The sequence below is a fragment of the Alkaliphilus flagellatus genome, from assembly GCF_018919215.1.
In the GTDB taxonomy this organism is placed as follows: domain Bacteria; phylum Bacillota; class Clostridia; order Peptostreptococcales; family Natronincolaceae; genus Alkaliphilus_B; species Alkaliphilus_B flagellatus.
This window is the reverse complement of the sequence record NZ_JAHLQK010000004.1, coordinates 282007-307998: the sequence shown is the minus strand read 5'-3', so window position 1 is coordinate 307998 and position 25992 is coordinate 282007. Positions and strand designations below refer to the sequence as shown.

28 protein-coding genes and 2 pseudogenes are annotated in these 25992 nt (G+C 30.7%); 29 read left to right on the top strand and 1 reads right to left on the bottom strand.

Features of this window, described 5'->3' with window-relative positions:
• Nucleotides 1-365 precede the first annotated feature (365 nt).
• The 26 genes and pseudogenes from KQI88_RS11790 to KQI88_RS11665 all read left to right on the top strand — a co-directional run bounded on the left by KQI88_RS11790 (nt 366) and on the right by KQI88_RS11665 (nt 22638).
• Nucleotides 366-1913, top strand: coding sequence for a putative polysaccharide biosynthesis protein (locus tag KQI88_RS11790; protein WP_216417547.1), 1548 nt, complete (start codon nt 366-368; stop codon nt 1911-1913).
• A 253-nt stretch (nt 1914-2166) separates the two neighbouring features.
• The gene (locus KQI88_RS11785; RefSeq protein WP_216417545.1) at nt 2167-4299 is read left to right on the top strand and encodes a ribonucleoside triphosphate reductase; all 2133 of its coding nucleotides are present in this window, start codon (nt 2167-2169) and stop codon (nt 4297-4299) included.
• 7 nt (nt 4300-4306) lie between these two features.
• The gene (locus KQI88_RS11780; RefSeq protein ID WP_216417543.1) at nt 4307-4990 is read left to right on the top strand and encodes an anaerobic ribonucleoside-triphosphate reductase activating protein; all 684 of its coding nucleotides are present in this window, start codon (nt 4307-4309) and stop codon (nt 4988-4990) included.
• 331 nt (nt 4991-5321) lie between these two features.
• The gene (locus KQI88_RS11775; RefSeq protein ID WP_216417541.1) at nt 5322-6185 is read left to right on the top strand and encodes a nitroreductase family protein; all 864 of its coding nucleotides are present in this window, start codon (nt 5322-5324) and stop codon (nt 6183-6185) included.
• Nucleotides 6186-6260: 75 nt separating this feature from the next.
• Nucleotides 6261-7079, top strand: a complete 819-nt coding sequence (locus KQI88_RS11770) for an aminoglycoside N(3)-acetyltransferase (protein WP_281417563.1) — start codon at nt 6261-6263, stop codon at nt 7077-7079.
• Nucleotides 7080-7143: 64 nt separating this feature from the next.
• Entirely contained in the window at nt 7144-7761 is a 618-nt protein-coding gene (locus tag KQI88_RS11765) for a P-loop NTPase fold protein (protein WP_216417537.1), read from the top strand.
• Between the two features lie 66 nt (nt 7762-7827).
• Entirely contained in the window at nt 7828-8292 is a 465-nt protein-coding gene (locus KQI88_RS11760) for a pyridoxamine 5'-phosphate oxidase family protein (RefSeq protein ID WP_216417535.1), read from the top strand.
• A 134-nt stretch (nt 8293-8426) separates the two neighbouring features.
• Nucleotides 8427-8840, top strand: a pseudogene (msrB, locus tag KQI88_RS11755) (peptide-methionine (R)-S-oxide reductase MsrB); the annotation flags it as partial.
• A 322-nt stretch (nt 8841-9162) separates the two neighbouring features.
• Nucleotides 9163-9499: pseudogene (locus tag KQI88_RS11750) on the top strand (tyrosine-type recombinase/integrase).
• A 43-nt stretch (nt 9500-9542) separates the two neighbouring features.
• Nucleotides 9543-10796, top strand: a complete 1254-nt coding sequence (locus KQI88_RS11745) for a S8 family serine peptidase (protein ID WP_216417529.1) — start codon at nt 9543-9545, stop codon at nt 10794-10796.
• Nucleotides 10797-11183: 387 nt separating this feature from the next.
• Nucleotides 11184-11303 carry a DUF4177 domain-containing protein gene (locus tag KQI88_RS11740; RefSeq protein WP_216417527.1) on the top strand — a complete coding sequence of 40 codons (120 nt, stop codon included), beginning with the start codon at nt 11184-11186 and terminating at the stop codon, nt 11301-11303.
• Between the two features lie 571 nt (nt 11304-11874).
• Nucleotides 11875-12090: a hypothetical protein gene (locus tag KQI88_RS11735; protein ID WP_216417525.1), complete on the top strand. Its 216-nt coding sequence runs from the start codon at nt 11875-11877 to the stop codon at nt 12088-12090.
• Between the two features lie 20 nt (nt 12091-12110).
• Nucleotides 12111-12503: a GNAT family N-acetyltransferase gene (locus KQI88_RS11730; protein ID WP_216417523.1), complete on the top strand. Its 393-nt coding sequence runs from the start codon at nt 12111-12113 to the stop codon at nt 12501-12503.
• Between the two features lie 23 nt (nt 12504-12526).
• Nucleotides 12527-12904 (top strand): Type 1 glutamine amidotransferase-like domain-containing protein, encoded by a 378-nt coding sequence (locus KQI88_RS11725; protein WP_216417901.1) that lies wholly within the window; start codon nt 12527-12529, stop codon nt 12902-12904.
• A 321-nt stretch (nt 12905-13225) separates the two neighbouring features.
• Complete coding sequence (locus KQI88_RS11720) at nt 13226-13582, top strand: hypothetical protein (protein WP_216417521.1); 357 nt, start codon at nt 13226-13228, stop codon at nt 13580-13582.
• A gap of 35 nt (nt 13583-13617) precedes the next feature.
• A complete protein-coding gene (locus KQI88_RS11715) occupies nt 13618-13848 on the top strand; it encodes a hypothetical protein (RefSeq protein ID WP_216417519.1) in 231 nt (76 codons plus the stop codon).
• Between the two features lie 94 nt (nt 13849-13942).
• A complete protein-coding gene (locus KQI88_RS11710; RefSeq protein WP_216417517.1) occupies nt 13943-14482 on the top strand; it encodes a flavin reductase family protein in 540 nt (179 codons plus the stop codon).
• Between the two features lie 231 nt (nt 14483-14713).
• Entirely contained in the window at nt 14714-15184 is a 471-nt protein-coding gene (locus tag KQI88_RS11705) for a GNAT family N-acetyltransferase (protein ID WP_216417515.1), read from the top strand.
• 525 nt (nt 15185-15709) lie between these two features.
• Nucleotides 15710-16282, top strand: coding sequence for a class I SAM-dependent methyltransferase (locus tag KQI88_RS11700; protein WP_216417513.1), 573 nt, complete (start codon nt 15710-15712; stop codon nt 16280-16282).
• Nucleotides 16283-16400: 118 nt separating this feature from the next.
• Nucleotides 16401-16934: a GNAT family N-acetyltransferase gene (locus tag KQI88_RS11695; RefSeq protein ID WP_216417511.1), complete on the top strand. Its 534-nt coding sequence runs from the start codon at nt 16401-16403 to the stop codon at nt 16932-16934.
• Between the two features lie 249 nt (nt 16935-17183).
• A complete protein-coding gene (locus KQI88_RS11690) occupies nt 17184-18095 on the top strand; it encodes an aminoglycoside phosphotransferase family protein (RefSeq protein WP_246579269.1) in 912 nt (303 codons plus the stop codon).
• A gap of 119 nt (nt 18096-18214) precedes the next feature.
• Nucleotides 18215-18739, top strand: coding sequence for a 2'-5' RNA ligase family protein (locus KQI88_RS11685; protein ID WP_216417507.1), 525 nt, complete (start codon nt 18215-18217; stop codon nt 18737-18739).
• Nucleotides 18740-18867: 128 nt separating this feature from the next.
• Nucleotides 18868-19275, top strand: coding sequence for a fosfomycin resistance glutathione transferase (locus tag KQI88_RS11680; RefSeq protein ID WP_216417505.1), 408 nt, complete (start codon nt 18868-18870; stop codon nt 19273-19275).
• 480 nt (nt 19276-19755) lie between these two features.
• Entirely contained in the window at nt 19756-20190 is a 435-nt protein-coding gene (locus KQI88_RS11675; RefSeq protein ID WP_216417503.1) for a GNAT family N-acetyltransferase, read from the top strand.
• A gap of 133 nt (nt 20191-20323) precedes the next feature.
• On the top strand, nt 20324-21109 hold the full coding sequence (locus KQI88_RS11670; RefSeq protein ID WP_216417501.1) for a methyltransferase domain-containing protein: 786 nt from the start codon (nt 20324-20326) through the stop codon (nt 21107-21109).
• 626 nt (nt 21110-21735) lie between these two features.
• A complete protein-coding gene (locus KQI88_RS11665) occupies nt 21736-22638 on the top strand; it encodes an aminoglycoside phosphotransferase family protein (protein ID WP_216417499.1) in 903 nt (300 codons plus the stop codon).
• 329 nt (nt 22639-22967) lie between these two features.
• Here the strand turns inward: KQI88_RS11665 and KQI88_RS11660 are convergent, their stop codons facing one another.
• The gene (locus tag KQI88_RS11660) at nt 22968-23291 is read right to left on the bottom strand and encodes a winged helix-turn-helix transcriptional regulator (RefSeq protein ID WP_216417497.1); all 324 of its coding nucleotides are present in this window, start codon (nt 23289-23291) and stop codon (nt 22968-22970) included.
• A 230-nt stretch (nt 23292-23521) separates the two neighbouring features.
• Between KQI88_RS11660 and KQI88_RS11655 the strand changes: the two genes are divergently transcribed.
• From KQI88_RS11655 to KQI88_RS11645, 3 genes are all read left to right on the top strand, one after another.
• Nucleotides 23522-24121, top strand: coding sequence for a nitroreductase family protein (locus KQI88_RS11655; protein WP_216417494.1), 600 nt, complete (start codon nt 23522-23524; stop codon nt 24119-24121).
• A gap of 55 nt (nt 24122-24176) precedes the next feature.
• Nucleotides 24177-24878 (top strand): pirin family protein, encoded by a 702-nt coding sequence (locus KQI88_RS11650; protein WP_216417492.1) that lies wholly within the window; start codon nt 24177-24179, stop codon nt 24876-24878.
• 180 nt (nt 24879-25058) lie between these two features.
• Nucleotides 25059-25718 carry a Dph6-related ATP pyrophosphatase gene (locus KQI88_RS11645; RefSeq protein ID WP_216417490.1) on the top strand — a complete coding sequence of 220 codons (660 nt, stop codon included), beginning with the start codon at nt 25059-25061 and terminating at the stop codon, nt 25716-25718.
• The last annotated feature ends 274 nt before the right edge of the window (nt 25719-25992 follow it).

Sequence of the window (25992 nt, the reverse complement as noted above, 5' to 3'; positions counted from 1 at the left end):
CTACATGCATATCCATCACTATGGTTTTAATATAAGTATTAATCAAGGCAGGATATAAAAGATTTAAAGGTTATAGATTTGTAATTATATCTGAGTTGTTAGATTTATCTTCAATTTATTAAGGAGCATAAACAGACTTGGGTTTATTGCATGATACTATATATAATAAAAAGGGTAGGCTAGCCTACGCTTTTTTACTTTTACATCCAAAAATTTGTTTCATTTAAATAACATTTGGTTGTAGTTATAAAAAATATAAAATGCATACAGTAACTTAATTTAAAATGTTAGTTTTAATTAATTCATATTGTTTCTACCTTGCAAATATATTTAAGTAGAATATTTGGTTATGAAGGAGAAAACTTATGTCAAATAAGAAGTTGCTTAAAGGTGCATTTATTCTTGCTTTTGCAGGACTTGCGGCAAAGTTTCTAGGGATTTTTTTTAAAATTCCACTACAGAAATTAATTGGTGATGAAGGAATGGGGCTATTTGGTTTGCCTTATCCACTTTACACCGTAATGCTTTCTATATCTATTACTGGGTTTCCAGCTGCTGTATCTAAGCTAATATCGGAAAAGCTGGCTAGTGAAGATGTATATGGAGCAAACAAAATATTTACAGTATCTCTTATTATGCTTATTTCAATCGGGTTATTTTCTTCAGCTTTTTTATATTTCGGAGCACATTATATTATAGACTTATTAGATTGGCCTAGAGATGCTTACTACTCAATTGTAGGATTATCTATAGCTCCATTATTTGTTTCTATTATGTCTGCTTTTAGAGGATATTTCCAAGGTATGCAGTTAATGATTCCTACAGCTATTTCGCAAATTGTAGAGCAAATAGGAAGAGTTTTAATCGGAGTTGGATTATCCTATTATACAATTTCAATGGGAGTAGGATATGCAGCAGGTGCAGCATCATTTGGCGCTTCAGCGGGATCAATATTAGGAGTTATCGTGCTTGTTATATGCTACTTTATATTTAAAAAAAGCTATAGAATGGATAAGAAAGAAAAAAACTATACTAGGGTTTCTGCATGGAGCATTGTAAAGCAAATTACATGGTTTGCTATACCTATTTCTATAGGAGGTATATTAAGCTCGATAATGACATTAATAGACGCTATTATGGTACCTTCTAGGCTTTTACGAGGGGGTTATACTGTAGAGGGAATTACTGTTCTTTATGGACAGTTAACAGGGAAGGCTGTTACATTAATGAATGTTCCACTTACTTTTAGCGTAGCTATGGCTGCTAGCATTATTCCTGCAATAGCAGAGTCTTATAGTAGAAAAAATCTAGATGAGCTTAGGGAGAAGACAAGATCAGCTCTTAGAATTACTATAATTATAGCTTTACCTGCTGCTATTGGTCTTTCCATATTAGCTCCACAAATTATTCATCTTTTATGGGGTAAAGGAGAAGCGGGAGGAGAAATTTTAAGGGTTTTATCTTTAAATGTTATTTTTATTTCATTAGCACAAATATTAGGTAGTATCCTGCAAGGTACTAACAGAGTGTACACACCTTTAATAAATCTTCTAATAGGAGTTATAATTAAAATTATTGTTAGTTATTATTTACTAGTTAGCGAGATTAATATACTGGGTGCCGTTGTGGGATCTATTATTGGATATTTAGTAGTTATGGTACTTAACTACATTGAAGTAAAAAGATCTATTAAATTTAAAATTGGAATAAAAAATAGTATTTTAAAGCCTGTAGTTGCATCTGTTTTTATGGTTATTACTATTTACTTTATATATCCATATATATATTTAAAGTTTTTAAGTGAGAATATAGCTACTTTAATCTCTATTATGATGGCAATGTTAGTTTATTTTTTAATTATTTATTTTTCTAGGGCTATAGATTTAAGCGAAAATATGGTTATAAAAAAATAGATACTAATAAAACTTTTGTGTCAAATATTTATATAAAATTAGCGTACCATTATAAAATGTTGTATGCTAATTTTTTATTATAAAAAGAAAATTTGATAATTGAAATCTAGGAAGGTTGATGCAGAATGAAGTAGAAATTTTTCGAAATAGGTCTAATACGAGACTAATGGAATATTGCAAAAAACAGTCATAATATTATATGATGTACAATATGTAGTATAAGAGGAAATAAACACGCAATAGGAGGGGTACAATGGCTGTTTCTAAGGTTCAGAAGAGGAATGGAGAGATTGTAGACTTTGACGGTAGCAAAATTAAGGATGCTATATTTGCTGCAGCAAAATCTGTAGGGGGAACTAATGAAGTTAAAGCAACTAAATTATCAAAAATGTCAATTGAAATAATTAATGAAACCTATGGTGCAGGTGTTCCTTCGGTAGAGGATATACAAGATATCGTAGAAAAGGTATTAATTGAGGAAGGCCATGCTAAAACAGCAAAGGCTTATATACTATATCGTAAAAAACAAGAAGAGATAAGGGAAGTTAAAAACCTATTTATGGATGCAGAAAGAATGATAGAAGAGTATGTAAACTTAGAAGACTGGAGAGTAAATGAAAATGCCAATATGGGTTTTTCTCTACAAGGTTTAAATAATCATATTGTTGAAAGCATTAGTAAAAAGTATTGGTTAAATAAAATATATCGTAAAGAATTAAGAGATGCCCATATTAAAGGAGATTTACATATACACGATCTTGGATTATTAGCGCCATATTGCTGTGGATGGGATTTAGAAGATTTCTTAAAGAGAGGTTTTAAAGGTGCAAAGGGAAAGGTAGAATCAAGACCTCCAAAGCACTTTGAATCGGCACTAGGTCAGTTAGTTAATCTATTATATACATTACAAGGGGAAGCAGCAGGGGCTCAGGCGGTTTCAAGTATTGATACATATTTAGCACCATTTATTTATTACGACAACTTAGGTTATGAACAGGTAAAAAAATCTATGCAAAGATTTATATTTAATTTAAATGTACCAACAAGAGTTGGTTTTCAAACACCCTTTACTAATATTACATTAGACATAACACCCCATGAGTTGTTAAGGAAACAACCAGTAATGATTTGTGGAAAGTTAATGGATAAAACATATGGAGAATTTCAAAAAGAAATGGATATGTTTAATCTTGCCTTCTGCGAGGTAATGATGGAAGGAGATGGAGCGGGCAGAGCCTTTAGCTTCCCTATTCCAACTGTTAATATTACAAAGGATTTTCCATGGAATTCAGAAGTAGTTAATTCAATTATGGATATGACAAGAAAGTTTGGTACTCCATACTTTGCTAACTTTTTAAATTCTGATTTGTCACCTGAGGATATTAGATCTATGTGTTGTAGACTAAGACTGGATAATCGTGAGCTTAGAAAAAGAGGCGGAGGATTATTTGGAGCAAATCCACTTACAGGCTCAATAAATGTTGTAACATTAAATATGGGTAGAATAGGCTATCTGTCTAACTCTATGGAAGAATTTAAGAAAAGAGTTAGAGAATTAATGGAAATATCTAAAGAAATTTGTGAAACTAAAAGAGATGTATTAGAAAAATATATGGATGCAGGACTATACCCTTATTCAAGATATTACTTAGAAGGAGTAAAAAATGCAACAGGTGGATATTTTAAAAATCACTTCTCTACAATTGGTTTAAATGGAATGAACGAGGCTTGCATAAATTTATTAGGCGTTGATATTACCACAGAAGAAGGTAATGAGTTTGCAGTAGAGATAATGGAATTTATGAATCGTGTTATACAAATATTTCAAGAGGAAACTGGAAGCCTATGGAACCTTGAAGCATCTCCAGCTGAAGGTGCAGCATATAGATTTGCTAGAATAGATAAAAAAATGTATCCGAAGATATATACTCAAGGTGAAAATGAGCCTTATTATACAAACTCCACACAGCTTCCTGTTAATTATACAAAAGATGTTTTTGAAGCTGTAGAATTGCAAGAAAAGTTACAATCTCTATATACCGGCGGAACAGTATTTCACGGATTTATAGGCGAAGAAATTAAAGATGTGGAAACTTGTAAAATGCTAATCAAAAAGGTAATGGAAAGAAGCAGTATTCCATACTTTACTGTTAGTCCTACATTTTCAATATGTTCTGACCATGGATATTTATCTGGAGAGCATTTTGAGTGTCCAGAGTGTGGAAGAGATGCAGAAGTTTGGACTAGGGTAGTTGGTTTCCATAGACCTGTGCAGGCGTGGAACAAGGGTAAGCAGGAGGAATACAAAGATCGTACTGAGTTTGAGGCAGCTAGCAGTCTAGAAACCTTAGAAGTTATGGTAGAAGAGAATATAAATGTAGGATAGATATAAAATGAATATTATAGGAATAGAAAAGTCTTCCTTTATAGACTATCCAAATAATATTTGTACTGTACTATTTACAGGGGGATGTAACTTTAGGTGCCCTTATTGTCATAATAGTTCTATTGTAAATAATACAGGGGATAGGATAGACGAAGACAAAATAATTGTTTTTTTAAAAAAGAGAAAGAAGTTTATAGATTCCCTATGTATTTCTGGAGGAGAGCCAACACTTCAAAAAGACTTATATGATTTTATTTGTAGAGTTAAAGAAGAAGATTTTATTATAAAATTAGATACCAATGGCACAAATCCTACCCTATTAAGAAATTTAATAGATAAAAAACTAATAGATTATGTTGCCATGGATATAAAGGCACCCCTAGCTAAATATCCATCTATCGTTGAATCTGTTGTAGATTTAAAGGACATACAAGAAAGCATAAATATTTTATTGAAAAATAAAGTTGAGTATGAGTTTAGAACTACAATATGCAAAGAACTACTTAGTATAGAAGATATTAAAACAATAGCTAAAGAACTTAAAGGCTGTAAAACATATGTGCTTCAAAACTTTAGGGATGGAGAAACAGTTTTAGCAGGAGAGAATAAATTTACATCATATAAAGCTGAGGAGCTAAAAGAGATAGAAGAAGCTATATCAACTTTATTAAATAGGGTAATTATTCGATAATATAAACATCTGTATGGTTAGAAAGTGAATTTATACACTTTTAACTATTCAGATGTTTTTTATTTTGAGAAGTTATATTAAATATACAAATATTTAAACAAATTACAAGGGATTAATAGGAAAAAGAAGAATAGTATTATATAGAAAATATAATGATTGCAAAGAGGGAAGAAAGGGGTAGTTTTGATAAGAAGTTATTATTAATCGAAACTAGATCTAAAAAATAAACATAATGATTTTCATTATGTGAAATATTATTTTTTAAAAATATAGGAGATATTAGATTACCGGTTTTAATATTAAGTAAAATATAAAGAAATGAGGAGAAATTATGGCAAGTGAGCAATTGTTTAATAAACCAATAACTGAAATTATAACTAATCGCACTTCTGTTAGAAATTATAAAGCTGAGGAGATTTCAAAAGAGTTAAAAGATAAATTAGTTAACTATATTTTAAATGTACAAGGACCATTTGGTGAAAAGGTATACTATAAAATGATAGGTAAATCTAATACTAGTGACGTAGCAGGAGAGAAAATAGGTACCTATGGTGTAATAAAAGGGGCATCATACTACATTGTAGGTAAGGTAAAGAAGGGGAAAATGGATTTAGAGCAATTTGGATATACGCTTGAAAAAATAATTCTCTATGCTACATCTTTAAACTTAGGAACATGCTGGCTAGGTGGTACATTCAAAAGAAGCAGTTTTGAAAGTATTATAGATATTAAAGATGATGAAATATTACCTGCCGTTACCCCAATAGGATATATAGAAAAAAAGAAAAGACTTTTAGACTCGGTAATGAGATTAGGAGCAGGATCTAACAATAGAAAAGAGTGGAGCGAACTATTTTTTTATAAAAGTTTTGATAATTTATTAGAAAAGCATGAGTCAGAAGATTGGTCAACTGCATTGGAAATGCTAAGACTTGCCCCTTCAGCATCTAATAAGCAGCCATGGAGAATAGTAAAAGATAGTAATAAATATCATTTTTTTCTAAGGACATCTCCAGGATATAGTTCAGCTCTAGGATATAATATTCAAAGAATAGATATTGGAATAGCCATGTGTCATTTTGAAATGACAATGAATGAACTAGGTGTAAAGGGAAGTTGGATTATGGATAGTGAATTAAGCATTGAACTGCCCCAAAATACAGATTATGTGATTACTTGGGTTGGAATAGATTGAAATAAATATTATTAAAACCATAATTAACAGGCCTTTTTCTACAATTCACAAAATATACTAAAGGAGATGAAGCTATTGGATGAACAAAAAGTAATTGAATTAACGAAAACTATGAATACGATAGATTCTATATATAAAGATTTATTAAAGCTTGGTGTTAGAAAAGGAGATGTTTTATTAGTACATTCTTCCTTATCAAATATTGGATGGGTTTGTGGAGGTGCTCAGTCTGTAGTAATGGCACTTTTACAAGCGATAGGTGAAGATGGAACTTTAGTAATGCCTGCTCATAGTGGAGACAATTCTGATCCAGCTGAATGGGGAAACCCTCCAGTGCCTAAGGAATGGATAGAGCAGATATATGAAAGTATTCCAGCCTTTGATGTGCATCTTACACCGACTAGAGGAATGGGTAAAATTGTAGAGGTATTTAGAACTTTACCAGAATCAATAAGGTCTAATCACCCTCAGGTATCATTTTGTGCTAGTGGTAAATATGCAAAAGAGATTACAAATGACCACCAACTAACACCACAATTTGGGATGAACAGTCCATTAGGTAAAATGTATGAGTTAAATGCTAAGGTGCTTTTATTAGGAGTCGGATATGATTCTTGTACAAGCTTTCATCTTGCCGAGGCATTAAATGATAATATGCCTAAAAAAAGAATGGGAGCTGCAATAGTAGAGGACAACAAGAGGACTTGGAAGTGGTTTGAAGATTTTGCTTATGATTCCAATGAGGACTTTGAGCAAATTGGGAAGACGTTTGAAGATACCGGCAATGTTATAGTTGGAAAGATAGGTAATGGCGAATGTAGAATGTTTGATATGAGAACAGGTGTTGATTTTGCACAAAATTGGCTGGCAAAGAATAGATTTAATCAGGCTTAATAGTAAAGAAACTACATTTAATAAATAAAGTATATAAACATAATTTAATACTGGAGATAATGCCATGGCAGAAATTGTTAAAACAATAGTTAATCTTAAAAATAAACAAAGCAATACTATAGTAGCTATTGATGGTCTAGGTGGATCGGGCAAAACAACAATAACAAAGAGTATAGCAGAAAATTTAAAAACTAAAGGTTACAATCCAGTTATTATACATATTGATGATTTTATTCAGCCCAAATCAGTTAGATACAATAAAAAATATGAAGAATGGTTTTGCTACTACTATTTACAGTGGAGGTATAAGTATTTAATAGATAATATATTATGCCCAATTCATGAGGGAGAAAAAGTGATAGATAGAAAAATAGAATTGTACCATAAAGACACGGATGAATATGAAGTAAAAAATTTTAAATATGATTCGAATAAATCGCTGTTGCTTATCGAAGGTGTTTTTCTTCAAAGACCAGAACTAAAGAATTTTTTTAATTATATAATATATCTTGATATACAAAAAGATATAAGGTTAGGAAGAGTGATTAAAAGAGATAAATATATAGGAAACGATCAGCAAATAGTAGATAAATATAAAAGAAGGTATTTCCCAGCTGAAGAAAAATATATATCTACATGCTGTCCGAAAGATAATGCAGATTTAGTTATTAACTACATTTAAAATGATATAATTTAAAAACAGATAAGTATAACATAAAAGCACATTATTAAATGAGGGGGAACTAATATGTTTAAAGAAATGAGAAGAAAAGATAAGGAAATAACAAAAGATGAAATAGAAGAAATTTTGACCAAAGGAGAATATGGAATTCTTTCAACGATTAATGATAATGGATACCCATATACTGTTCCTTTAAGTTTTGTTTATTATAATAATAGTATATATTTTCATTGTGCTATTGAAGGGCAAAAACTTGATAATATTAGGCAAAATGATAAAGTATCTTTTTGTGTAGTTACAGACACAGAAGTATTGGCTAAAAAGTTTACCACAAAATATAAAAGTGTGGTGGTTTTTGGTGTAGCAAGTGAGACAGACGATGATTTAAAAGAAGGTATTTTATTTGAGCTTGCAAATAAGTATTCTCCACAGTTTTTAGTAGAAGGAAAAAAATATATCCAAAGTGCTAAAGATAAAACAAAAGTAATAAAAATAGATATAAACCATATAACAGGAAAAGCTGGAAAATAATAAAGAATAGTATTAATCGAAACTAAGAACAATATATTAAGGTACGTAATCTATAAAAATACTCTTAAAAGATAAATAAACTAGATAGGAGGGTGGAAATGGATAAAAAATACTCTAAACTAGATGAAAAGACATTAAAAGAGAAATTAACTCCTATTCAATACGAGGTTACACAAAATAATGCTACAGAAAGACCATTTACTAGCGAATATAATAATAACAATGAGGAAGGTATATATGTCGATATAGTTTCAGGAGAACCTTTGTTTAGCTCAAAACATAAATTTGATGCAGGTTGTGGATGGCCTAGTTTTTCAAAAACTATAGAAGATGACAATATTATTGAAAAGAGAGATACTAGCCATGGTATGATAAGGACTGAAGTTAGAAGTAAACATGGAAATTCCCATTTAGGTCATTTATTTGATGATGGTCCAAAGGCAATGGGTGGACTTAGGTATTGCATAAACGGTGCTTCACTTAGGTTTATTAAAAAAGAAGATTTAGAAAAAGAAGGCTACGGAGAGTATCTGAAAATATTTGAATAATACAGTAGATTTAAGATAATGAGTAGACAATACATTATATAAAAAACAGGAATGATATATTAAAAATCATCCTGTTTTTTTATTTTAGTTTAATATAATTGGATGTGTAATTCATAAATAGAACTAATATTATCACTTATTATTTTATCTATTTTATTCCATAAATCATATAACAATAGAAGGAATTACTGGTAAAAAGAAGAATGATATAATTGTGTATATTTTATCAATATTAAGAAATTAAAATCAATTTAGATGCAGAATTTTCTGTAGAAAAAACTAAATATAAGGCTATTCTATACTTAGTTTACTCTTCTGTATTATGGTTAGAGAAGTAGTAAGACTTAAGGTAGAGGATATAGATACAGAAAGGATGATGATACATATAAGACAAGGGAAAGGCAGAAATGATAGATATACAATACTTTCGGAAGTAGCATTAAAGGCTCTTAGAAAATATGCAGCTATTGAGAAACAAAGTGATTGGCTTTTTCCGACATTCCTTTGCTACACATTTATTGGAAGGGTGGACAGATTTAAGATATATACAAGAGTTACTTGGACATAAAAGTTCAAAAACAACTGAAATATATACTCACATAAGCAATAAAAGTCTTAGTAAAATGCAAAGTCCTTTAGATAGATTGCTAGGTGAGTAAAAATAATGACAATGCAAATTAATAATATAGGAGGAGAGTTAAAATGAAAAGATTTTTGTGTTTATTTATAGTAATGGTGATTTTGTTGGTTGGATGTACTCCATCTAAGACAATACAAACAAAATCATCGGAATCGTCAGAACCATCAGAGTCATCAGTTCTGTATAAGACTATGCTTTCACCAGACAATAAATTGAGTATTGTCAGAAAACCTAATGAAGTCGATTATTCTTTCATTCATCCAGGAAAAATGACTGAATTGCCAAGCTATAATCCGAATTCAGGTCAAATGTGGCAGGTGGATTTAAGAAGTAGTGACCTAACGAATCTTGACTTATCGGAAAAGCTTGATGACCTGCTTTATGCTGATTTTGATAGCAAGACCAAATGGCCTAATAAATTACCTTATGGTTTTGAGCCGCAGATGATAATGGAGTTAGGAAAAAATCCTGGCTTGGGATTAAGAGGACTTCATAAAAAAGGAATTACGGGAAAAGGAATTGGTCTAGCAATAATCGACCAGGGGTTGTTAGTTGATCACGTGGAGTATAAAGAACAGTTAAAAATGTATGAAGAAATTCATTGTTCTGATGAAAATGCATCAATGCATGGACCTGCAGTTGCATCTATTGCTGTAGGGAAGACAGTTGGAGTAGCACCTGAAGCAGATCTTTATTATATTGCTGAAACGCATGGAGTTTTCAATGAAAAAGGGCAATTTGATTGGGATCTTTCCTGGCTTGCAAAATCTATAGACCGCATTGTTGAAGTTAATAAGACATTGCCTGAAGATAAAAAAATTAGAGTCATATCAATTTCTTTAGGAATAGTAAGAAATACAAATGGATATGAGAAAGCACTAGAGTCTATTAAAAAGGCAGAACAGGAAGGAATCTATACTGTAGATGTAGGAAGTAATCCATATATGGGACTTGGTCGTAATCCTTTAAAAAATGCAGATGATATTACCTCATTTACAAAAGGTGAGCTCTGGAAGAATCAAGAATATAATAATTACCAGCTTCTGATTCCTATGGATTCTAGATGTACTGCCAGTCCTACGGGTGTTAATGATTATGTATTTTATAGGAACGGTGGTATAAGCTGGGCAGTACCTTATGTTGCAGGATTATATGCATTGACATGCCAAGTTAACCCTGATATTACACCTGATGTTTTTTGGGAAGAAGCATTTAATACAAGCGATACAATATCTGTTGATAGCAGTACCAAAGAGACATTTGGGAAAATTATTAATCCAGTAAGATTGATTGAAAAAATCGAGAAAATAAAGTAGTATTCTTTTTTCTTTCAAAGGGGTTGAGCCAAGTTCTAAATACATAGTTATAATGTTTAATCCTAGTCTTGCTCTCTAGTCATGTGTCTCGGGGGAGTGTGTCCATACATCATCAGAGAACAAAATGCTGTCATCCGCCTTGGCAGAAGAGGATTAATGATTGGAATAAGTATTATATTTAAGGTTCATTCTTACAATCATAAGTAATTCTATAATTACTGCCAAGGCACATTTTGAGACCTAAGATAAGAGTTATCTAAGATTTTGAAATGTCGGCAACACATTACGTTAGTGCCCAAGCAAAACTTGGCATCTCTTACAAGGTGAAAGTCCCTGTCAGGTAAGATCTAGCTAAATCACCTGATAAATTTTTTGGGGGATAAAATAATGTATGAATATAAATTTGTTAAAAAGAAGATTCAAAAGACGTTTACCAATAAGAAACAAAAAGAGCAAGAAGTTGATGAAATAGAACAGCTAATAAATGAATATGCTGCTGAAGGATAGAAGTTTATTCAAGTATTTTCACCATTGGTAGAAAGTAATTTATTACCTGATAACTATGTTTTAATTTTTAAACGAAAAAAATCTTAATAGTATACTCTATATCAATATAAAATTTTAATTAATATACATCCTTTATATTCGACGAAGGAGAGATCAAAAGAATTATTTCAAAGCTTAATCATTGGTACAGCTATTAAACATTATCCCTGACAAATTAATTATAAAGCTATGTCAGATAATTACTATGTTGTAAAATAGTGATTTAGTGAGATTATATCTTTTTAGATATTTAGCTCTGCGAGGCACTATCCATTCTCTAACACATTATGGCTGTTATTTTTATCGAAAGAGGGGTGTCTATTATTAAATCTAGATATCAGGAAATGATACCTGAAATTATCAAAGGTCTCAAAACTGAAGAGTTATTAGAGCAACCAGATTGTTTATTAAAACAAGAATTTAATATATTAGATAATGCTAGAGAATTAATTGGAGGTAGGTAAATAGTGTTTATAAAATTAATTATGATGGTGCTAAGAGAGTTGTAAAAATTTCTACGGGATTATATAGGATGACAGAACTAATAAGAGAAGCTGAAGTAGTGAAGAATTTAATAAATGATGGATATGAACATATAGTTCCTAAATATCTAGAAGAAAAATCATCTATTAACAATATGTTCGGCAAAAGTGTGCTGGTAGGTAAGTGTTTAGGGAAAGGTCTGGAAATATTATGGAAAAGGCTGATGAATCTTTGTTATTTACTACATCATGTTTTAAAAAATTAAGTGGGTGAGGTAAATTTACTATGATTATGTATCATACAGATAAAAAAGTTGATTATGATAAGTTAAAAACTTTATTTAATGAAGTAGGATGGAATGATAAAACTGATGATATTAATAGATTAAAAGCCATGGTAGAAAATTCTCAAATAGTGGTTACTGCATGGGATGAAGAAATAATGGTTGGGTTCGCCAGGTGTACAACTGATTATGTATTTAATGGACAAATAAATAATGTAGTGGTTGATTCGAAATACAGAAGAAAAGGTATTGGCAAAGTTTTAATAAATAAGATATTAGATAGTAGCAGACAAGTTACATACATCTTAAGGGGAAGTATCGGAAATGAGGAATTTTATAGAGGTTTAGGTTTTGAAGATGGTCCAATATCTTTAGTTTATAAACGCAAAGAATAAGATGAAAAAAGTTAAGATAATATATACCTACTGCGAGTAATGAACCACAAGGGTACATCGATTTGTTTAATGATGTATATGGGAAGAAACTAGGATGTAAGACTAAAACACTATACTTGATTAAACAAAATCCATTATATGCAGAAATAAGAAGTAAAATTCTATCAGCTGATCTTATCTACGTGGGTGGTGGAGATACTGTAAAAATGATGGAAATATGGCGTAGCTACAAAGTTGATGAATGTCTGAAAGAAGCTTATGAAGCAGGAATTGTACTTTCAGGCCTTAGTACAGGTTCTATATGTTGGTTCAAGTATGGACATAGTGATAGCGATTCATTTAGAAACAAAGATGGATGGTGGGACTATAAACAAGTGGATGGTCTTGGACATAAATCGTAGAATAATGTGTTTGTACAAGGGTGCTGACAGTACATTTTGAGGGAAAAGTCAGTGTATCACATCCCTTCACCGGGAGCAAAGCTACATCAGGGGATATTCCTTTGGGGTGAGGTCTAGAGACACTGCAAACAGGAGACGTTATCTAAAAGAAAATGTTTAAGAGAGTTTAATTCCCAATCAAAAGGTAGAGCAGACTTGAATGAAGTTGAAAATGCTATTAAAGTTAACTTTCTTAACATAAGTATCGGAAATATCATAGTTATATACTAAATGTTAAATAACAAGAATAATTGAAATAAAGTTTAGGGAGAATTATTGATTATGGAAAAGAGAATGCTCTATGAAATAGAAACAAGGGTTTATTTTAATAGTGAGGATGAAGTATTTAATACATTACCTTTCTTGCATAAATGCTTAAAAAAGAAAACAGAGTTTGAAACAAAGATGTATGATCTTGAGTTATTTAATTCAGGTAAAATTCTTAGAGTTTCAAATGTAAAAGATAATAATACAATAAGATCATATTTAGGATATAAGGAGTCAGATATAGGTAACATTTTTAATATTTTTAATATAAGGAATGAAATTGATGAAGAAATAACCTATGGAATCAACGAGAGTTTCATTTTAAACTTAATTAAAGGAATAAAAAAAGAGGTAAATGCAAGAGAAATATAAATGGATTACTTGAATCATTGGGGCATGAACAATTTATGTCACTTTCAGGTACTAATATAACAGGACATCACGAAAAACTTCAAATAGATTTTAAACTTATGAAATGTTCTATTTTAAAATATCCATTATTATTAGAAATAGAAAAATCTGCTGAAACGATTGAAGAAGCACTTCGTCAAGAGCTAGTATTAGAGGATTTTATAACTAAATATAAATTAGAAAGTCGGATTATAAAAGAAGAACCACCGACTTTATTAAGAACATAAATATACAACTATGAGGACTAAGCTACAGTAGCATTTTTGTTTATAGTTTCGTCAATATTGTTGAAACTTTGGTAAGTCGAAGGGGAGGTTATTTATGAAGATTATTCATAATAATTTATACGATGGTATAATTGCACTACCATCTTTTCCAGTTGTTTTTGTAACTGTAGATAGGAATATCATGGTAGCTGGAGCATTTCACTTTTACTCGTTTAAGCCTCCATCTGTAATGGTAGGAATTAAACCTGAAAAGTATACTTATGAATTGATAACCTCGAAGAAGGAATTTTGTATAAACATTCCAACCAAAGAACAATTAGACAAGGTACATATTTGTGGTACAGTTTCAGGAAGGGATGAAGACAAGTATAATAAGGCATGCTTTACACCTCAAAAAGGGAATAAAGTTGATAGCTATATAATCGAGGAATGTCCAGTTAATCTTGAATGTCAGGTTGTTCATCAAGTTGGGTATGAGAGTAGTCATAAATGGTTTATTGGAGAGATAAAGGAAGTTCATATAGAAGAGAAGTATATCCGTGATGATGCATTAATGTTTTGGCTTGGACAATTTAGAACAGTTGGAGAAATTATTGAAGGTATAAGTAATCAAGAATTGTTGAAAAACATGTAGTAAAGGTTATTATAATGGTTGAGGGAGAATAGGATGAAAAATAATACATTTCCCCAAATAATACAAGAATATGTAAAAGATATGGTCTCTACAAAAGATACTATATGACACCCTTAAGTGATCGTTTGTGTAGTCATGATATTTATTTAATAAAAACTTAAAAAGTATAAGATACGCGTAGGTAAAATCGTTAAAGACATATATTGAATAATACTCATAGGAGGCTTGACTATGAACTACAGAAAAATCGAACTTAATGATAGCAGTAACGACAAGGAATTAGAGTTACTTTTAACCCAAATTGCAAAATGGCATAATATTACACCCAAATTATGGATGCCAGATTATAGAGCATCAACTGTAGATATAGAGAAAACAGTGCAAAGAATTCGAAATACGAAAAATGAAGATTTATTTCTTGTCGTTGCAGAAGATGATGAAGGCCAAGCACAGGGATTTATATGGGCATATAAACAAGAAAAACCTCAATACAGTGTCATGATTCTATCCTTGTATATTACAGAAGGCTACAGAGGGCGTGGTATAGCAACAAATCTAAAAGTATTATTAGAACAATGGTGTCGCCTTGAAGGTATTAAAACCATACACACAACAATTCATTACAGCAATCATAATATGATGGCATTGAATCAAAAACTTGGATATACCCCAGGTATGGTATATATGACTAAAGACTTATAGGGCGTTAAATCAAATAGATTAATGGCATCGAACAACAATATGTCCCCATAAGGCTACATAAAGCAGTAAATGAGAAAAATAATTATTATATATTAATCTAAATATGATATCACTAAAAAGTATGCAAAGTGATTTTCTTAAAAACTCGAATGTAAAAAAATTTAAAAATGAAAATGTAAGCCAGTTCCAGTATAGAGCTTGGAAAAGAGCTCCAATGAAATCTATCTGAACCAGTACAGTCTTTGAGTTGATAGAATTACATCGCTCAGAGACTTTTTTATACGATAAATTAAAATATAGTCAGTTGGAAGGAATTTGGAAAATACTGTTGAATATCAAGTTATGGAAAATTATTATTATAATTATCGAATATATGAAAAGTACTATAATATTAAGAAGCGTCTGAAACACGCGCTATTATAGGAAATAGTTATATTACGGATATACTCTCAGGGATTTATTTTATAAAAGACGAGGTAATTCGTAAAGTAGAGTGTTTTGAATCCATCAGTGGGAGGGTCTAAAATGGAATACATGGGAAGTAAAGAATATTGGAATGAAAAGTTCTTAAATAGAAGTGATAAACTATTAAGTCCTGAAAAATCAATAATTGAAAATATAAAATATTTCAAAGAAGGTTCTGTTCTTGATATAGCCTGTGGAGATGGTAGAAATACCTTATTTTTTCTTGAAAAAGGCTTTAGAGTAACAGGAATTGATTTTAGTAGTAAAGCACTTGAACGTTTGGAGATGTTTGCTAGAAGAAATAATTATTTAGTCAATACAAAACAAATTGATTTAAGTACATCAAATTCATTAAAGGATATTGGTATATTTGATAATATTGTAATTAATCATTATAGATTAAACAAGGAGCAACTTGCAGATATGAAAAATCATATAACTGATGATGGTATTTTATTTATCTGTGGCTTTGGATATAAGCATAAAGTTGACTCTAAAATTAGAAAAGAGGATTTAATTCAACCAACTGACCTTGATGACATGGACAAGTCATTTGATCTAATTAAGTATATTGAAAATGAAGACGATAGAGGGTATTTTGTCACTTATATTTTTCGTAAGAAGAAAAGCTAAAACTGAATTTTTATGTGTGAAAGTTTATAGGGATGAAAGACGTAATTACTTGTTATAACACAGTATTTGTACAAGTGTGAATATCGTTGCTGACTTTTTAAAAAAGGAGAATTTACTTATGGAATATAGACTTTTAAGAAGAGAAGAAATAGAAAGATTAAGAGAGATAGATCGAAGTGAAATTATTGAGAAATTATATTTAGAAAATAATGGTAGGCTAGAATTAAAAAATGAATTTTATGATGTTAAAAATGAATGGTGGATTAATGTAGAAGTTGAAAAAATACTATTACCACGTCTATACGATTTATTTGATAGAGGAGGAACAATAATCGGAGCTTTTGAAGGTACAGTGATCAGCGGTATGGTGGCATTAGAAAGCGAATTTATCGGCAAGTATAAAGACCAACTTAAACTGGATATTCTTTTTGTCAGTAAAAAATATAGAAAAACAGGGATAGGTAAAAATCTTATGAACCTTGCAATAGAAAAAGCTAGAGAAAAAGGCGCATCTAAATTATATATTTCTGCTACACCTTCTCAAAATACTGTAGATTTTTATCTGAGTCTAGGTTGTAAGTTTGCAACTGAAATTGATAAAGAACTATTTGAGCTGGAACCTGAGGATATTCATCTAGAGCTTGAATTATAAGTATATAATGGGTGTAAGTACTGCAAAAGAGGTATTTATTTGGAGTCTAGTTTGAAGGTGATGTAAATATGGATCCTAAAATAAATGATGGTCTTAGAGCTGTTCTTTGGAGCTTTGGTTGATAAAAAGAGAGATGTTATACATAGTAGAATTATATGAAATAAGACTATTTATATGTCTTTAAGTATAATCTTGCAATTAAATAGTAAATAAAAACGTGATACTTTATTTATGAAGGGGGATGAAATTTTGATAGCATCTTTTAATGATATTCCTGGTTCTAATAACTGGAGTATAGCAAAACCGATTAATAAAGGGTGGTCAGATGATAAAAAGTATTATATAAAAACCGTAGATGGAAAGGAGTTATTACTTAGAGTATCAGACATAACACAATATGAAAATAAGAAAAAAGAATTTGAAAGCTTAAAATTACTTATTAACATGGATATATTAATGTCTCGTCCCATTGATTTTGGAATTTGCAATAACGGTCAATTCGTTTATTCTTTGCTTACTTGGATTAATGGTGAAGATGCTGAAGTTATACTCCCCAAACTTGATAATAAAGAACAATACAATCTAGGCACTAAGGCTGGCGTGTTTCTTAAGCAGATACATAGAACTCCTGCCCCTCAAAACCAACCCAGTTGGGCAGAAAGATTTAATGGTAAAATTAATAAAAAAATAGCTAATTATAAAGCTTGTAGTATTCATTTTCATGGTGCTGATAGAATAATTGAATATATTGAACACAATCGTTCTCTTCTGTTAAATCGACCACAGTCTTTTCAACATGGAGATTATCATGTTGGGAATATGATTATTACACCAGAAGGGGAATTAGGTATAGTTGATTTTAATAGAATGGATTATGGGGATCCATGGGAAGAATTTAACCGAATTACATTTTGTGTGAGTACGAGTCCTGCATTTGCATCGGGATATATTAACGGATATTTTGATAATAAAGTACCTGATTTGTTTTTTAGATTAATGGCGTTGTATATTGGAATTAATCAGCTTTCATCTATACCTTGGGCTATCCCTTTTGGAGAGGAAGAAGTGAATATAATGCTTAAACAGTCGCAAAGTGTTTTGAAATGGTATGACGATTTTAAAACATATATTCCAAACTGGTATGTCACAAATCATGACTAATGAAGCACGATCTTTATTATTTTTATGTAGCATTATATGTATTTTATTAAAGTATATAAGATAAAGAGAAGGATTCTATGATGAGCATATTAATAGGATAAAAGGTGGGAGGATGTAGAATGTTACAAAGATGTATTATGATTTTTCCAAAGTTTAGTAATATGGATGTTATTGATGAAATAAGAGCAAAGTATGATCCACTGGCAAGTCATGTTAGACCACATATAACACTTGTATTTCCATTTAAAAGCAACATAGAATATAGTCAACTCAAGAAGCACTTAGAAGAAGTTTTATCTTCAATAAACCCATTCCACCTTACACTTAAGGGTATAACACCAGTAAAATCCTTTGGAAATTATCTTTTCTTAAATATCGAGAATGGTAAAAATGAAATCGTTGAAATCCATAGAAAGCTTTATACTGGAATATTAGAGCAATATTTTCCTCAATGGCTAAAGATGGGTAGCTATAATCCTCATATGACTGTTGGAAAGATAGAAAGTGAAGAGAAGTATAAATCAGCAATTGAAGAATCAAAGGAAGTAATTGATGTTTTTGAAACTATTGTGAGTAAGATAAGTGTAGAGATTATTGATGAAAATGAAGATTCAATAATAGAAATGGAGATAGAATTAGAGTAACTTTTTAATAGGCCTAGCTTTCTTTCTCATACACATTAAAATACATAGTTGCTCTATAGGTAAGCTACCATCATAATAGGTAGTAGCTCCATGTTATTATCTGAGATTAGTTGAAGGAGGAACAATAAGTGATAAACGGAATTAATCATATAACATTTGCAATAATAAATTTAGAACGATCTTTGAATTTTTATGTTAATTTGTTAGGACTTAGATTAGTTGGAAAATGGGAAAAAGGAGCGTATTTATTAGCTGGGAATCAGTGGATTGCTTTAAATGTTGATGAAGAGAGAATTATAGAACCTACGGGGGATTATACACATATTGCATTTAATGTCCTATCTTCAGATTTTAAGAGTCTAAAAGAAAAACTTGAAAAAGCAGGAGTAAAATCATTCAAAGAAAATACATCAGAGGGAGAATCATTTTATTTTCTTGATCCAGATGGTCACAAATTAGAACTGCATTACAATACTTTGGAAGATCGACTGAAATGGGCGAGAGAAAATAATTGGTCGACATTTAAACACGTGTAAGGAAAGCAGGGAAGTAGAGTCTTTTGCTTAATACGTCCATTCACTCTTATAGGTCAGTTAGGGAACCGTAATGGGATTAGGCTTTGAGAGAACTATTAGGTATCATGTCGGACTACACTCACCCTATTTGGCAAGATTTTGGTGTCAGTAAGTGTCGGGAATGGGGAGGGCGTTACATGACAGACCGAGCAAAAAGTATATGCTTTAAGCATGGTGATGATAAAAATGAGTTTCAACAGAATAATGATTATTGGTTGTAGTGGCAGTGGAAAATCAACACTTGCTAAACAACTTGCAAAAAAAATTAAATTTATCTGTTATTCATCTTGACAAATTATTTTGGCGACAAAACTGGGTACATATATCAAAAGTTCTTATATTCAAAAACAGAAAACAATGTTCCGCTTTTATAAATAACATAAACTACCCAACAAATGGAGTATATAATTATTTTGATTAGAAAATAAGGGGTTTATAAAAATGAGTGATATAAAAATAAGAAAAATTAAACAATCAGATTTTAAGGATATTTTTGAACTTAATTGCGATTTGGGATATGAATACCCAAAAGAAAAGACTGAGCAGCGGATACGTTATATTTTGGAGAATACAGAGGATGTTATTTTAGTAGCAGAATCAGGCGGTGAAGTAGTTGGTTACATACATGGAAGTCCATATGAACTACTTTATTCTGATTCTTTAATGAATGTTTTAGGCCTTGTGATTAAAGAGAAAGTTAGAAGAAGTGGCATTGGTCATCTACTAATTACTGAATTAGAAAATATAGCTAAAGAAAAGGCTTTTATGGGGATAAGGTTAGTTTCTGGTTACAATAGAATACACGCTCACAAATTTTATGAAAAACATGGCTATATAAATAGAAAAGATCAAAAGAATTTTATTAAATTAATCTAGTAGTTATATTTAGATTATTGTTAATTGTATACTTTGAAAATGAAGCTAATCTATTAGGGTTCGGTTCAGAGACGTAGCAAATACAAAAACGTTAAATGGAATACCACTTAATTATAAAGGAGATGTGCTGTGCATGAAGGAGTCAACATTAAATATACTTTGCGATCCTAAAACTAAAGGACGTTTAAAACTTTTTGAAGGTACTTTGGAGAAAGGAGTTTTGATGCTTGAGCAATCAGAAAGAACCTATCTTATTAAAGAAGGAATTCCTTGGTTTTTGGAAGAAAAAGATATTATAGGCTCTAATCTAAAATACCAAAAGCTTTATGACAGAATTGCACCTCTATATAATTTTAGTAATAAAGTTTATTTTTACTTTAAATTCGGTGGAGAAGCAAAATATAGAAATCAATTTCTTGAGGAACTAGAAATCAAAAGAGGCGACAGAGTTGTAGAGATTTCTTGTGGAACTGGTGATAACTTTCCATTTTTGCCAGAAGGAATTCAACTATTTGGGTTAGATATTTCTAAGAGAATGTTGAAGTCATGTAAAAGAAACTTGAAAAAGTGGAGGTTAGATGCAGAATTATTTTATGGTAATGCGGAGGAACTTCCTTTTAAAGATGAGGCATTTGACGTTGTATATCACGTCGGAGGTATAAATTTTTTCAATGATAAAGAAAAGGCAATAAGGGAAATGACCAGAATTGCAAAGCCAGGGAGTAAGATTATTATAGTTGACGAAACAGAGAAACTAATAGAAACGACATATAAGAAGACACCCGTTGTTAGTAATTATTTTAAAGAAGCTACAACTTCGGCACCAGTTGACTTAATCCCGTCTGGCATGATGGAAATTGAACTTAGAAATATCTGCAAAGATTTAATGTACTGCTTAAGTTTTAGAAAGCCCTTGTAATTCAATGATAGGAGGTCTGTGGTATATCATCTAACAAGTCGATTTATGGCTCCGACTAACGCCTCCGTCCTAACTTTCAGCCGTCATGCCTTTTGCATTAGGTTAGGTTCATGGTCCTTGCAAACACAGAGACGGTATATGTCATTTCTAAGTAAGTTTTTACAATTACAATATAAAAGACAGTTGAACGATAGTGCATCTAGATTTTTTTATCGGATTAGAGCTAGAAAGAATGTTAGAACAACAAATTAGGGATATAGTTTATATCAATTGTAGGAGTGTGATTTTGATGGTAAATAAATGTTTTGTTCCATTCCCTAAATTAGAAACAGAAAGATTAATTCTTCGACAAGTTGAGATAAAGATGTAGAACAATTATATGAAATGCTAAGTGATGCTGAAGTAGCAAAATTCGATTATTTTTACCCAGTAATATCATTTAATTCAAGAAGGAATAGTTAGAGAAGGGGATTTGATAAAGGGAAAACTGGAGGATGGAATAATTATGTCAATTCTCAAGAGAGAGTATATAAAAAAATTGAGTTATATAAAACATGTGAATTATGAGTTCCTAATAATTATTAAGTAGCTAAGAAATCGCTGTCAATATAAAGGGGATAACATTTATGATAAGCCAATTTCAAGATACAGTAATAGATGTATATGGAAAAGAGGGAAAAAAGTTTTTATATAGGTTACCAGAACTATTAAAAAGTTGTGCTTCTAAGTGGTCATTAACTGAGATTAATGAGTTTGATAACTTATCATATAATTATGTAGCTAGGGCTATAAGCGGAACTAATCAAGAAGTAGTGTTAAAGATAGGGATACAATCAAAGGAGTTTTTATCAGAGGTTGAAGCATTAAAATTATATGCTGGGCAAGGATGTGTTAGATTACTGGATTATGATAAAAATTTAGGGGCCATGCTTCTAGAACGTTTGACTCCTGGAAGTTTATTGTCAACTTTAAAAGATGATGATCAAGCAACATTAGTTGCAGCTAAGTTAATGTCTAGAATTAAGATTAAGGAGCCAAAAGAACATAAATTTAAAAGCTTGATGTACTGGGCTAAGGATTTAGAAAATTTAAGGAAGCATTTTGGTAATGGAATGGAGCCATTTTCTGAGGACTTATTGGAGAGAGCAGAAATAAATTATTATTATTTGGTAGACTCAACGGAAGAGAATATGTTATTACATGGAGATTTGCACCATGACAATATATTATCTACAAATACGAGTTGGAAAGCAATAGATCCCAAAGGAGTAGTTGGAGATCCAGTATTTGAACCAGTAAATTATATGAGAAATTATCTACTGAGAACCAATAATCCAAAGGAGACTTTAGCTCGCCGGATACATGTTTTTTCAAAGGAATTAGGATATGATAAGCAGCGGCTAATTAGTTGGGGAGTAGCTCATTCAGTATTATCAGCATTGTGGAGCTATGAAGATCATGGAGAAATACCTAAAGAGACATTAATTTGTGCTAGATTATTTAGAGATATGGAAGAGGGTATATGTTAGGCAGCTTAGAAGTAGTAATTCGTAGAAAACTATTATAAAGGCAATAAAAGTCTAATTTATTACTATCACAATACTTTCTTGTTTTAACTCACTACTTTATGTAAAATTTCATAAAATATAAAAGATATTATTGGCAAAAAGAAGAAATATATAATTATAAGTTTATGATAATTTGATAGAAGATGGTGAAGCCGCTATGGGAGAAAGTAGAGTACTATTCATTAATCGGATGAAGGACAAAGTAGTTGAGAAAGCTGGATACATAGGTAAATAAATAGAAAAAATATAAGACTCTATACAACTGGAGTCTTACTGTTTTTAAAATACAATTATAAAAGACTTTTCTCTCCCCACTCACTCATGCTCTGTAAAACTGGTAATAGAGATTTCCCTAGTTCTGTTAAAGAATACTCAACCTTTGGAGGAACTTGAGGATATTCTTCACGATGTATTAATCCATTAGCTTCGAGTTCTTTTAATTGCTGACTTAACATTTTATGAGTAATTCCAGTAAGGCTCCTCTTTATTTCACCATATCTCATTACTTTATCATTTGTCAGATGCCATAATATAACAAGCTTCCACTTTCCGCCTATCATATCTAATGTATACTGAATCGGACAATTAGAGTGTAATTCTTTTGAGTTTTTCATAATAAATATCACTATCCTTTCGTATAGTACCTTACTTAAAAGTGCATACTTCTATATTTAACAATATGGTATATAATTTTAGTATAACAATAATTATTTAAAACATAAAGACAAATTTTAAAATGCAGGTGAGTAGTAATAGTCTAATAGAATAACAAGACAGTTGCATTAAATTTTTAGGAATACAGATACTATTCATAATTAATTTTAAAAAAGAGAGGAAGATTTAAATGACAAAAGATTTTTATACTGCTGTAAAAGAAAGAAGAACAATTTATGGGATTAGTAAAGAAACAACTATTTCAGATGAAAGAATTCAGGAAATAATAAACGATTCTGTAAAGTATACTCCTTCAGCATTTAACTCTCAGAGTGCAAGAGTTGTCGTTTTATTTAATGAAAACCATGATAAATTATGGGATATAACAAAAGAGGCTCTAAGAAAGGTTGTTCCAGAAAATAATTTTGCTCCTACTGAAGAAAAAATTAACTCATTCAAAAATGGATATGGTACAGTTTTGTTTTTTGAGGATAATAGTGTAATCGAATCACTGCAACAACAATTTGCAGCTTATAAAGATAATTTTCCAATTTGGTCACAACAAGCTTCTGGTATGAATCAATATGTAATTTGGACTTCTCTATCAATCGAAGGAATGGGAGTATCATTACAGCATTATAATGAACTTATTGAAGAGGATGTAAAGAAACAGTGGGATATACCAAATAACTGGAAGCTAATTGCACAGATGCCTTTCGGAAAACCAACAGCCCCTGCTGGTGATAAGGAATTTATTCCACTAGAAGAAAGAATAAAGGTCTTTAAATAATATTAAGAAATAAGGGTATTAGATTTATACAAAACAAAGTAAGTGAGGTGATATTATGTTAAGAAAACTAGAAAATAGTAATATGGGGAGAAGTGACTTAGGCTGGCTTAAAAGTATATTTCATTTTTCTTTTGCAGAGTACTATAACCCAAAAAATATGAATTTTGGAGTACTGAGAGTTATAAATGATGATTTAATCGAACCGAACAAAGGGTTTGATACACATCCTCATAGGGATATGGAGATTATTTCATATGTTATAAATGGTGAATTAACCCATGGAGACAGTATGGGTAATAAAGGTACCATTACTCGCGGGCATGTTCAGTATATGAGTGCTGGAACAGGAGTGTATCATAGTGAACATAATTTTGGCCATGAAACTACAAGGCTTTTACAGATATGGATTATTCCAGATAAAAAGGGACACACTCCAAGCTATGGAGATTATGAATTTGAATGGGAAATGAGAAAAAACAAGTGGTTGCATATAGTTTCTAGCAAAGATGGGGATGCACCAATAAAAATAAATCAAGATGTAAATTTTTATGTTTTAGAGTTAGATGAGAAAAATAAAATAGATTTTTCAGTTCAAAAAGGTAGGCAAGCGTATTTAGTACAAATAGAAGGCTCTTCACAAATAAAAGATAATATATTAAATGCCAGAGATGCTATGGAGATTACTGAAGAAGATATTTTGATAACAGCTAACGAAAATTCACACTTGCTTATTATCGAAATGGAAAAAGAAAAATAATTTATTAAATATAAAAAATAAGGCTCTATATTGAGTCTTATTTTTTTATGCTTGTTATCAGGTTTGGCAAATGTATTTATATTATATACCGGGATAAAAATGTTAACGGATGAAAAACACAAAAAAATAATATATACTATTAATTAGTTAAGGAAAATTGATTAGACTGGGAGTGATTGTATGAATAATAGATATAGAGCTTTTTGTTCTTGGAGTGGTGGAAAAGATTCTTGTCTTGCTCTTTACAGAGCATTAGAAAAAGGAATTAAAGTAGAATATTTATTTACTATGCTTAATGAGGATGGTTCAAGATCTAGGGGCCATGGATTAAAACCAGAAATAATAAAAAAGTATGCAGAGCTTTTGGATATAGATTTTATCCATGGAATGGCAACATGGGGAGGATATGAGAAGGCATTTAAAGAAAAAATGAGTATACTAGAGAGTAAGGGAATAAATATGGGTATATTTGGTGACATAGACATACTAGCTCATAGGGAGTGGCTACTCGAAACATTTAAAGATACAGATATAGAAGTTTTTCATCCTCTTTGGGGAGAGCAGCGTAAAGCGATTATTGAAGAGTTTGTTGATAGAGGCTTTAAGTCTATTATTAATACTGTAAATGGTGAAAAACTTTCTAAAGAATATTTAGGAAGATTATTTGACAAAACTCTAATAACTGAGCTTGAGGAATTAGGCATAGATGCTTGTGGGGAAAATGGTGAATTTCATACTGTAGTAATAGATGGACCTATATTTAAAGAAGCTCTAAAATTGAAGGAGAAAGACATAATACAAGTAGATAAATACTGGATGCTCGATTTGGAATTAGAATAAACTGATAAAATATATACATATGTAGACATTCAACTTATTTTATTTGAAAAGCATAGTAATATATTAAGTAATAGGAATAAATATGCTCTAGCTATGAATCTAGTGGTTTTCACTACTAGGTTCATTTTTGCATTTTTGAAGAAATTATAAAATAGATTACTAATAATATATAGGTAGTTTATTTTGTTACGCAACTAAACTAATAATATAAGAGATAAATTAAAATAATAGTGTTATGAATATAAATTATGGATATATTAAAATAAGTAATATA

Excerpts from the sequence above, each read along its gene's own strand:
- KQI88_RS11790 (WP_216417547.1), top strand. The coding sequence starts at position 366 with ATGTCAAATAAGAAGTTGCTTAAAGGTGCATTTATTCTTGCTTTTGCA.
- KQI88_RS11785 (WP_216417545.1), top strand. The coding sequence starts at position 2,167 with ATGGCTGTTTCTAAGGTTCAGAAGAGGAATGGAGAGATTGTAGACTTT.
- KQI88_RS11780 (WP_216417543.1), top strand. The coding sequence starts at position 4,307 with ATGAATATTATAGGAATAGAAAAGTCTTCCTTTATAGACTATCCAAAT.
- KQI88_RS11775 (WP_216417541.1), top strand. The coding sequence starts at position 5,322 with ATGGCAAGTGAGCAATTGTTTAATAAACCAATAACTGAAATTATAACT.
- KQI88_RS11765 (WP_216417537.1), top strand. The coding sequence starts at position 7,144 with ATGGCAGAAATTGTTAAAACAATAGTTAATCTTAAAAATAAACAAAGC.
- KQI88_RS11760 (WP_216417535.1), top strand. The coding sequence starts at position 7,828 with ATGTTTAAAGAAATGAGAAGAAAAGATAAGGAAATAACAAAAGATGAA.
- KQI88_RS11745 (WP_216417529.1), top strand. The coding sequence starts at position 9,543 with ATGAAAAGATTTTTGTGTTTATTTATAGTAATGGTGATTTTGTTGGTT.
- KQI88_RS11740 (WP_216417527.1), top strand. The coding sequence starts at position 11,184 with ATGTATGAATATAAATTTGTTAAAAAGAAGATTCAAAAGACGTTTACC.
- KQI88_RS11735 (WP_216417525.1), top strand. The coding sequence starts at position 11,875 with ATGACAGAACTAATAAGAGAAGCTGAAGTAGTGAAGAATTTAATAAAT.
- KQI88_RS11730 (WP_216417523.1), top strand. The coding sequence starts at position 12,111 with ATGATTATGTATCATACAGATAAAAAAGTTGATTATGATAAGTTAAAA.
- KQI88_RS11720 (WP_216417521.1), top strand. The coding sequence starts at position 13,226 with ATGGAAAAGAGAATGCTCTATGAAATAGAAACAAGGGTTTATTTTAAT.
- KQI88_RS11715 (WP_216417519.1), top strand. The coding sequence starts at position 13,618 with ATGTCACTTTCAGGTACTAATATAACAGGACATCACGAAAAACTTCAA.
- KQI88_RS11710 (WP_216417517.1), top strand. The coding sequence starts at position 13,943 with ATGAAGATTATTCATAATAATTTATACGATGGTATAATTGCACTACCA.
- KQI88_RS11705 (WP_216417515.1), top strand. The coding sequence starts at position 14,714 with ATGAACTACAGAAAAATCGAACTTAATGATAGCAGTAACGACAAGGAA.
- KQI88_RS11700 (WP_216417513.1), top strand. The coding sequence starts at position 15,710 with ATGGAATACATGGGAAGTAAAGAATATTGGAATGAAAAGTTCTTAAAT.
- KQI88_RS11695 (WP_216417511.1), top strand. The coding sequence starts at position 16,401 with ATGGAATATAGACTTTTAAGAAGAGAAGAAATAGAAAGATTAAGAGAG.
- KQI88_RS11685 (WP_216417507.1), top strand. The coding sequence starts at position 18,215 with ATGTTACAAAGATGTATTATGATTTTTCCAAAGTTTAGTAATATGGAT.
- KQI88_RS11675 (WP_216417503.1), top strand. The coding sequence starts at position 19,756 with ATGAGTGATATAAAAATAAGAAAAATTAAACAATCAGATTTTAAGGAT.
- KQI88_RS11670 (WP_216417501.1), top strand. The coding sequence starts at position 20,324 with ATGAAGGAGTCAACATTAAATATACTTTGCGATCCTAAAACTAAAGGA.
- KQI88_RS11665 (WP_216417499.1), top strand. The coding sequence starts at position 21,736 with ATGATAAGCCAATTTCAAGATACAGTAATAGATGTATATGGAAAAGAG.
- KQI88_RS11660 (WP_216417497.1), bottom strand. The coding sequence starts at position 23,291 with ATGAAAAACTCAAAAGAATTACACTCTAATTGTCCGATTCAGTATACA.
- KQI88_RS11655 (WP_216417494.1), top strand. The coding sequence starts at position 23,522 with ATGACAAAAGATTTTTATACTGCTGTAAAAGAAAGAAGAACAATTTAT.
- KQI88_RS11650 (WP_216417492.1), top strand. The coding sequence starts at position 24,177 with ATGTTAAGAAAACTAGAAAATAGTAATATGGGGAGAAGTGACTTAGGC.
- KQI88_RS11645 (WP_216417490.1), top strand. The coding sequence starts at position 25,059 with ATGAATAATAGATATAGAGCTTTTTGTTCTTGGAGTGGTGGAAAAGAT.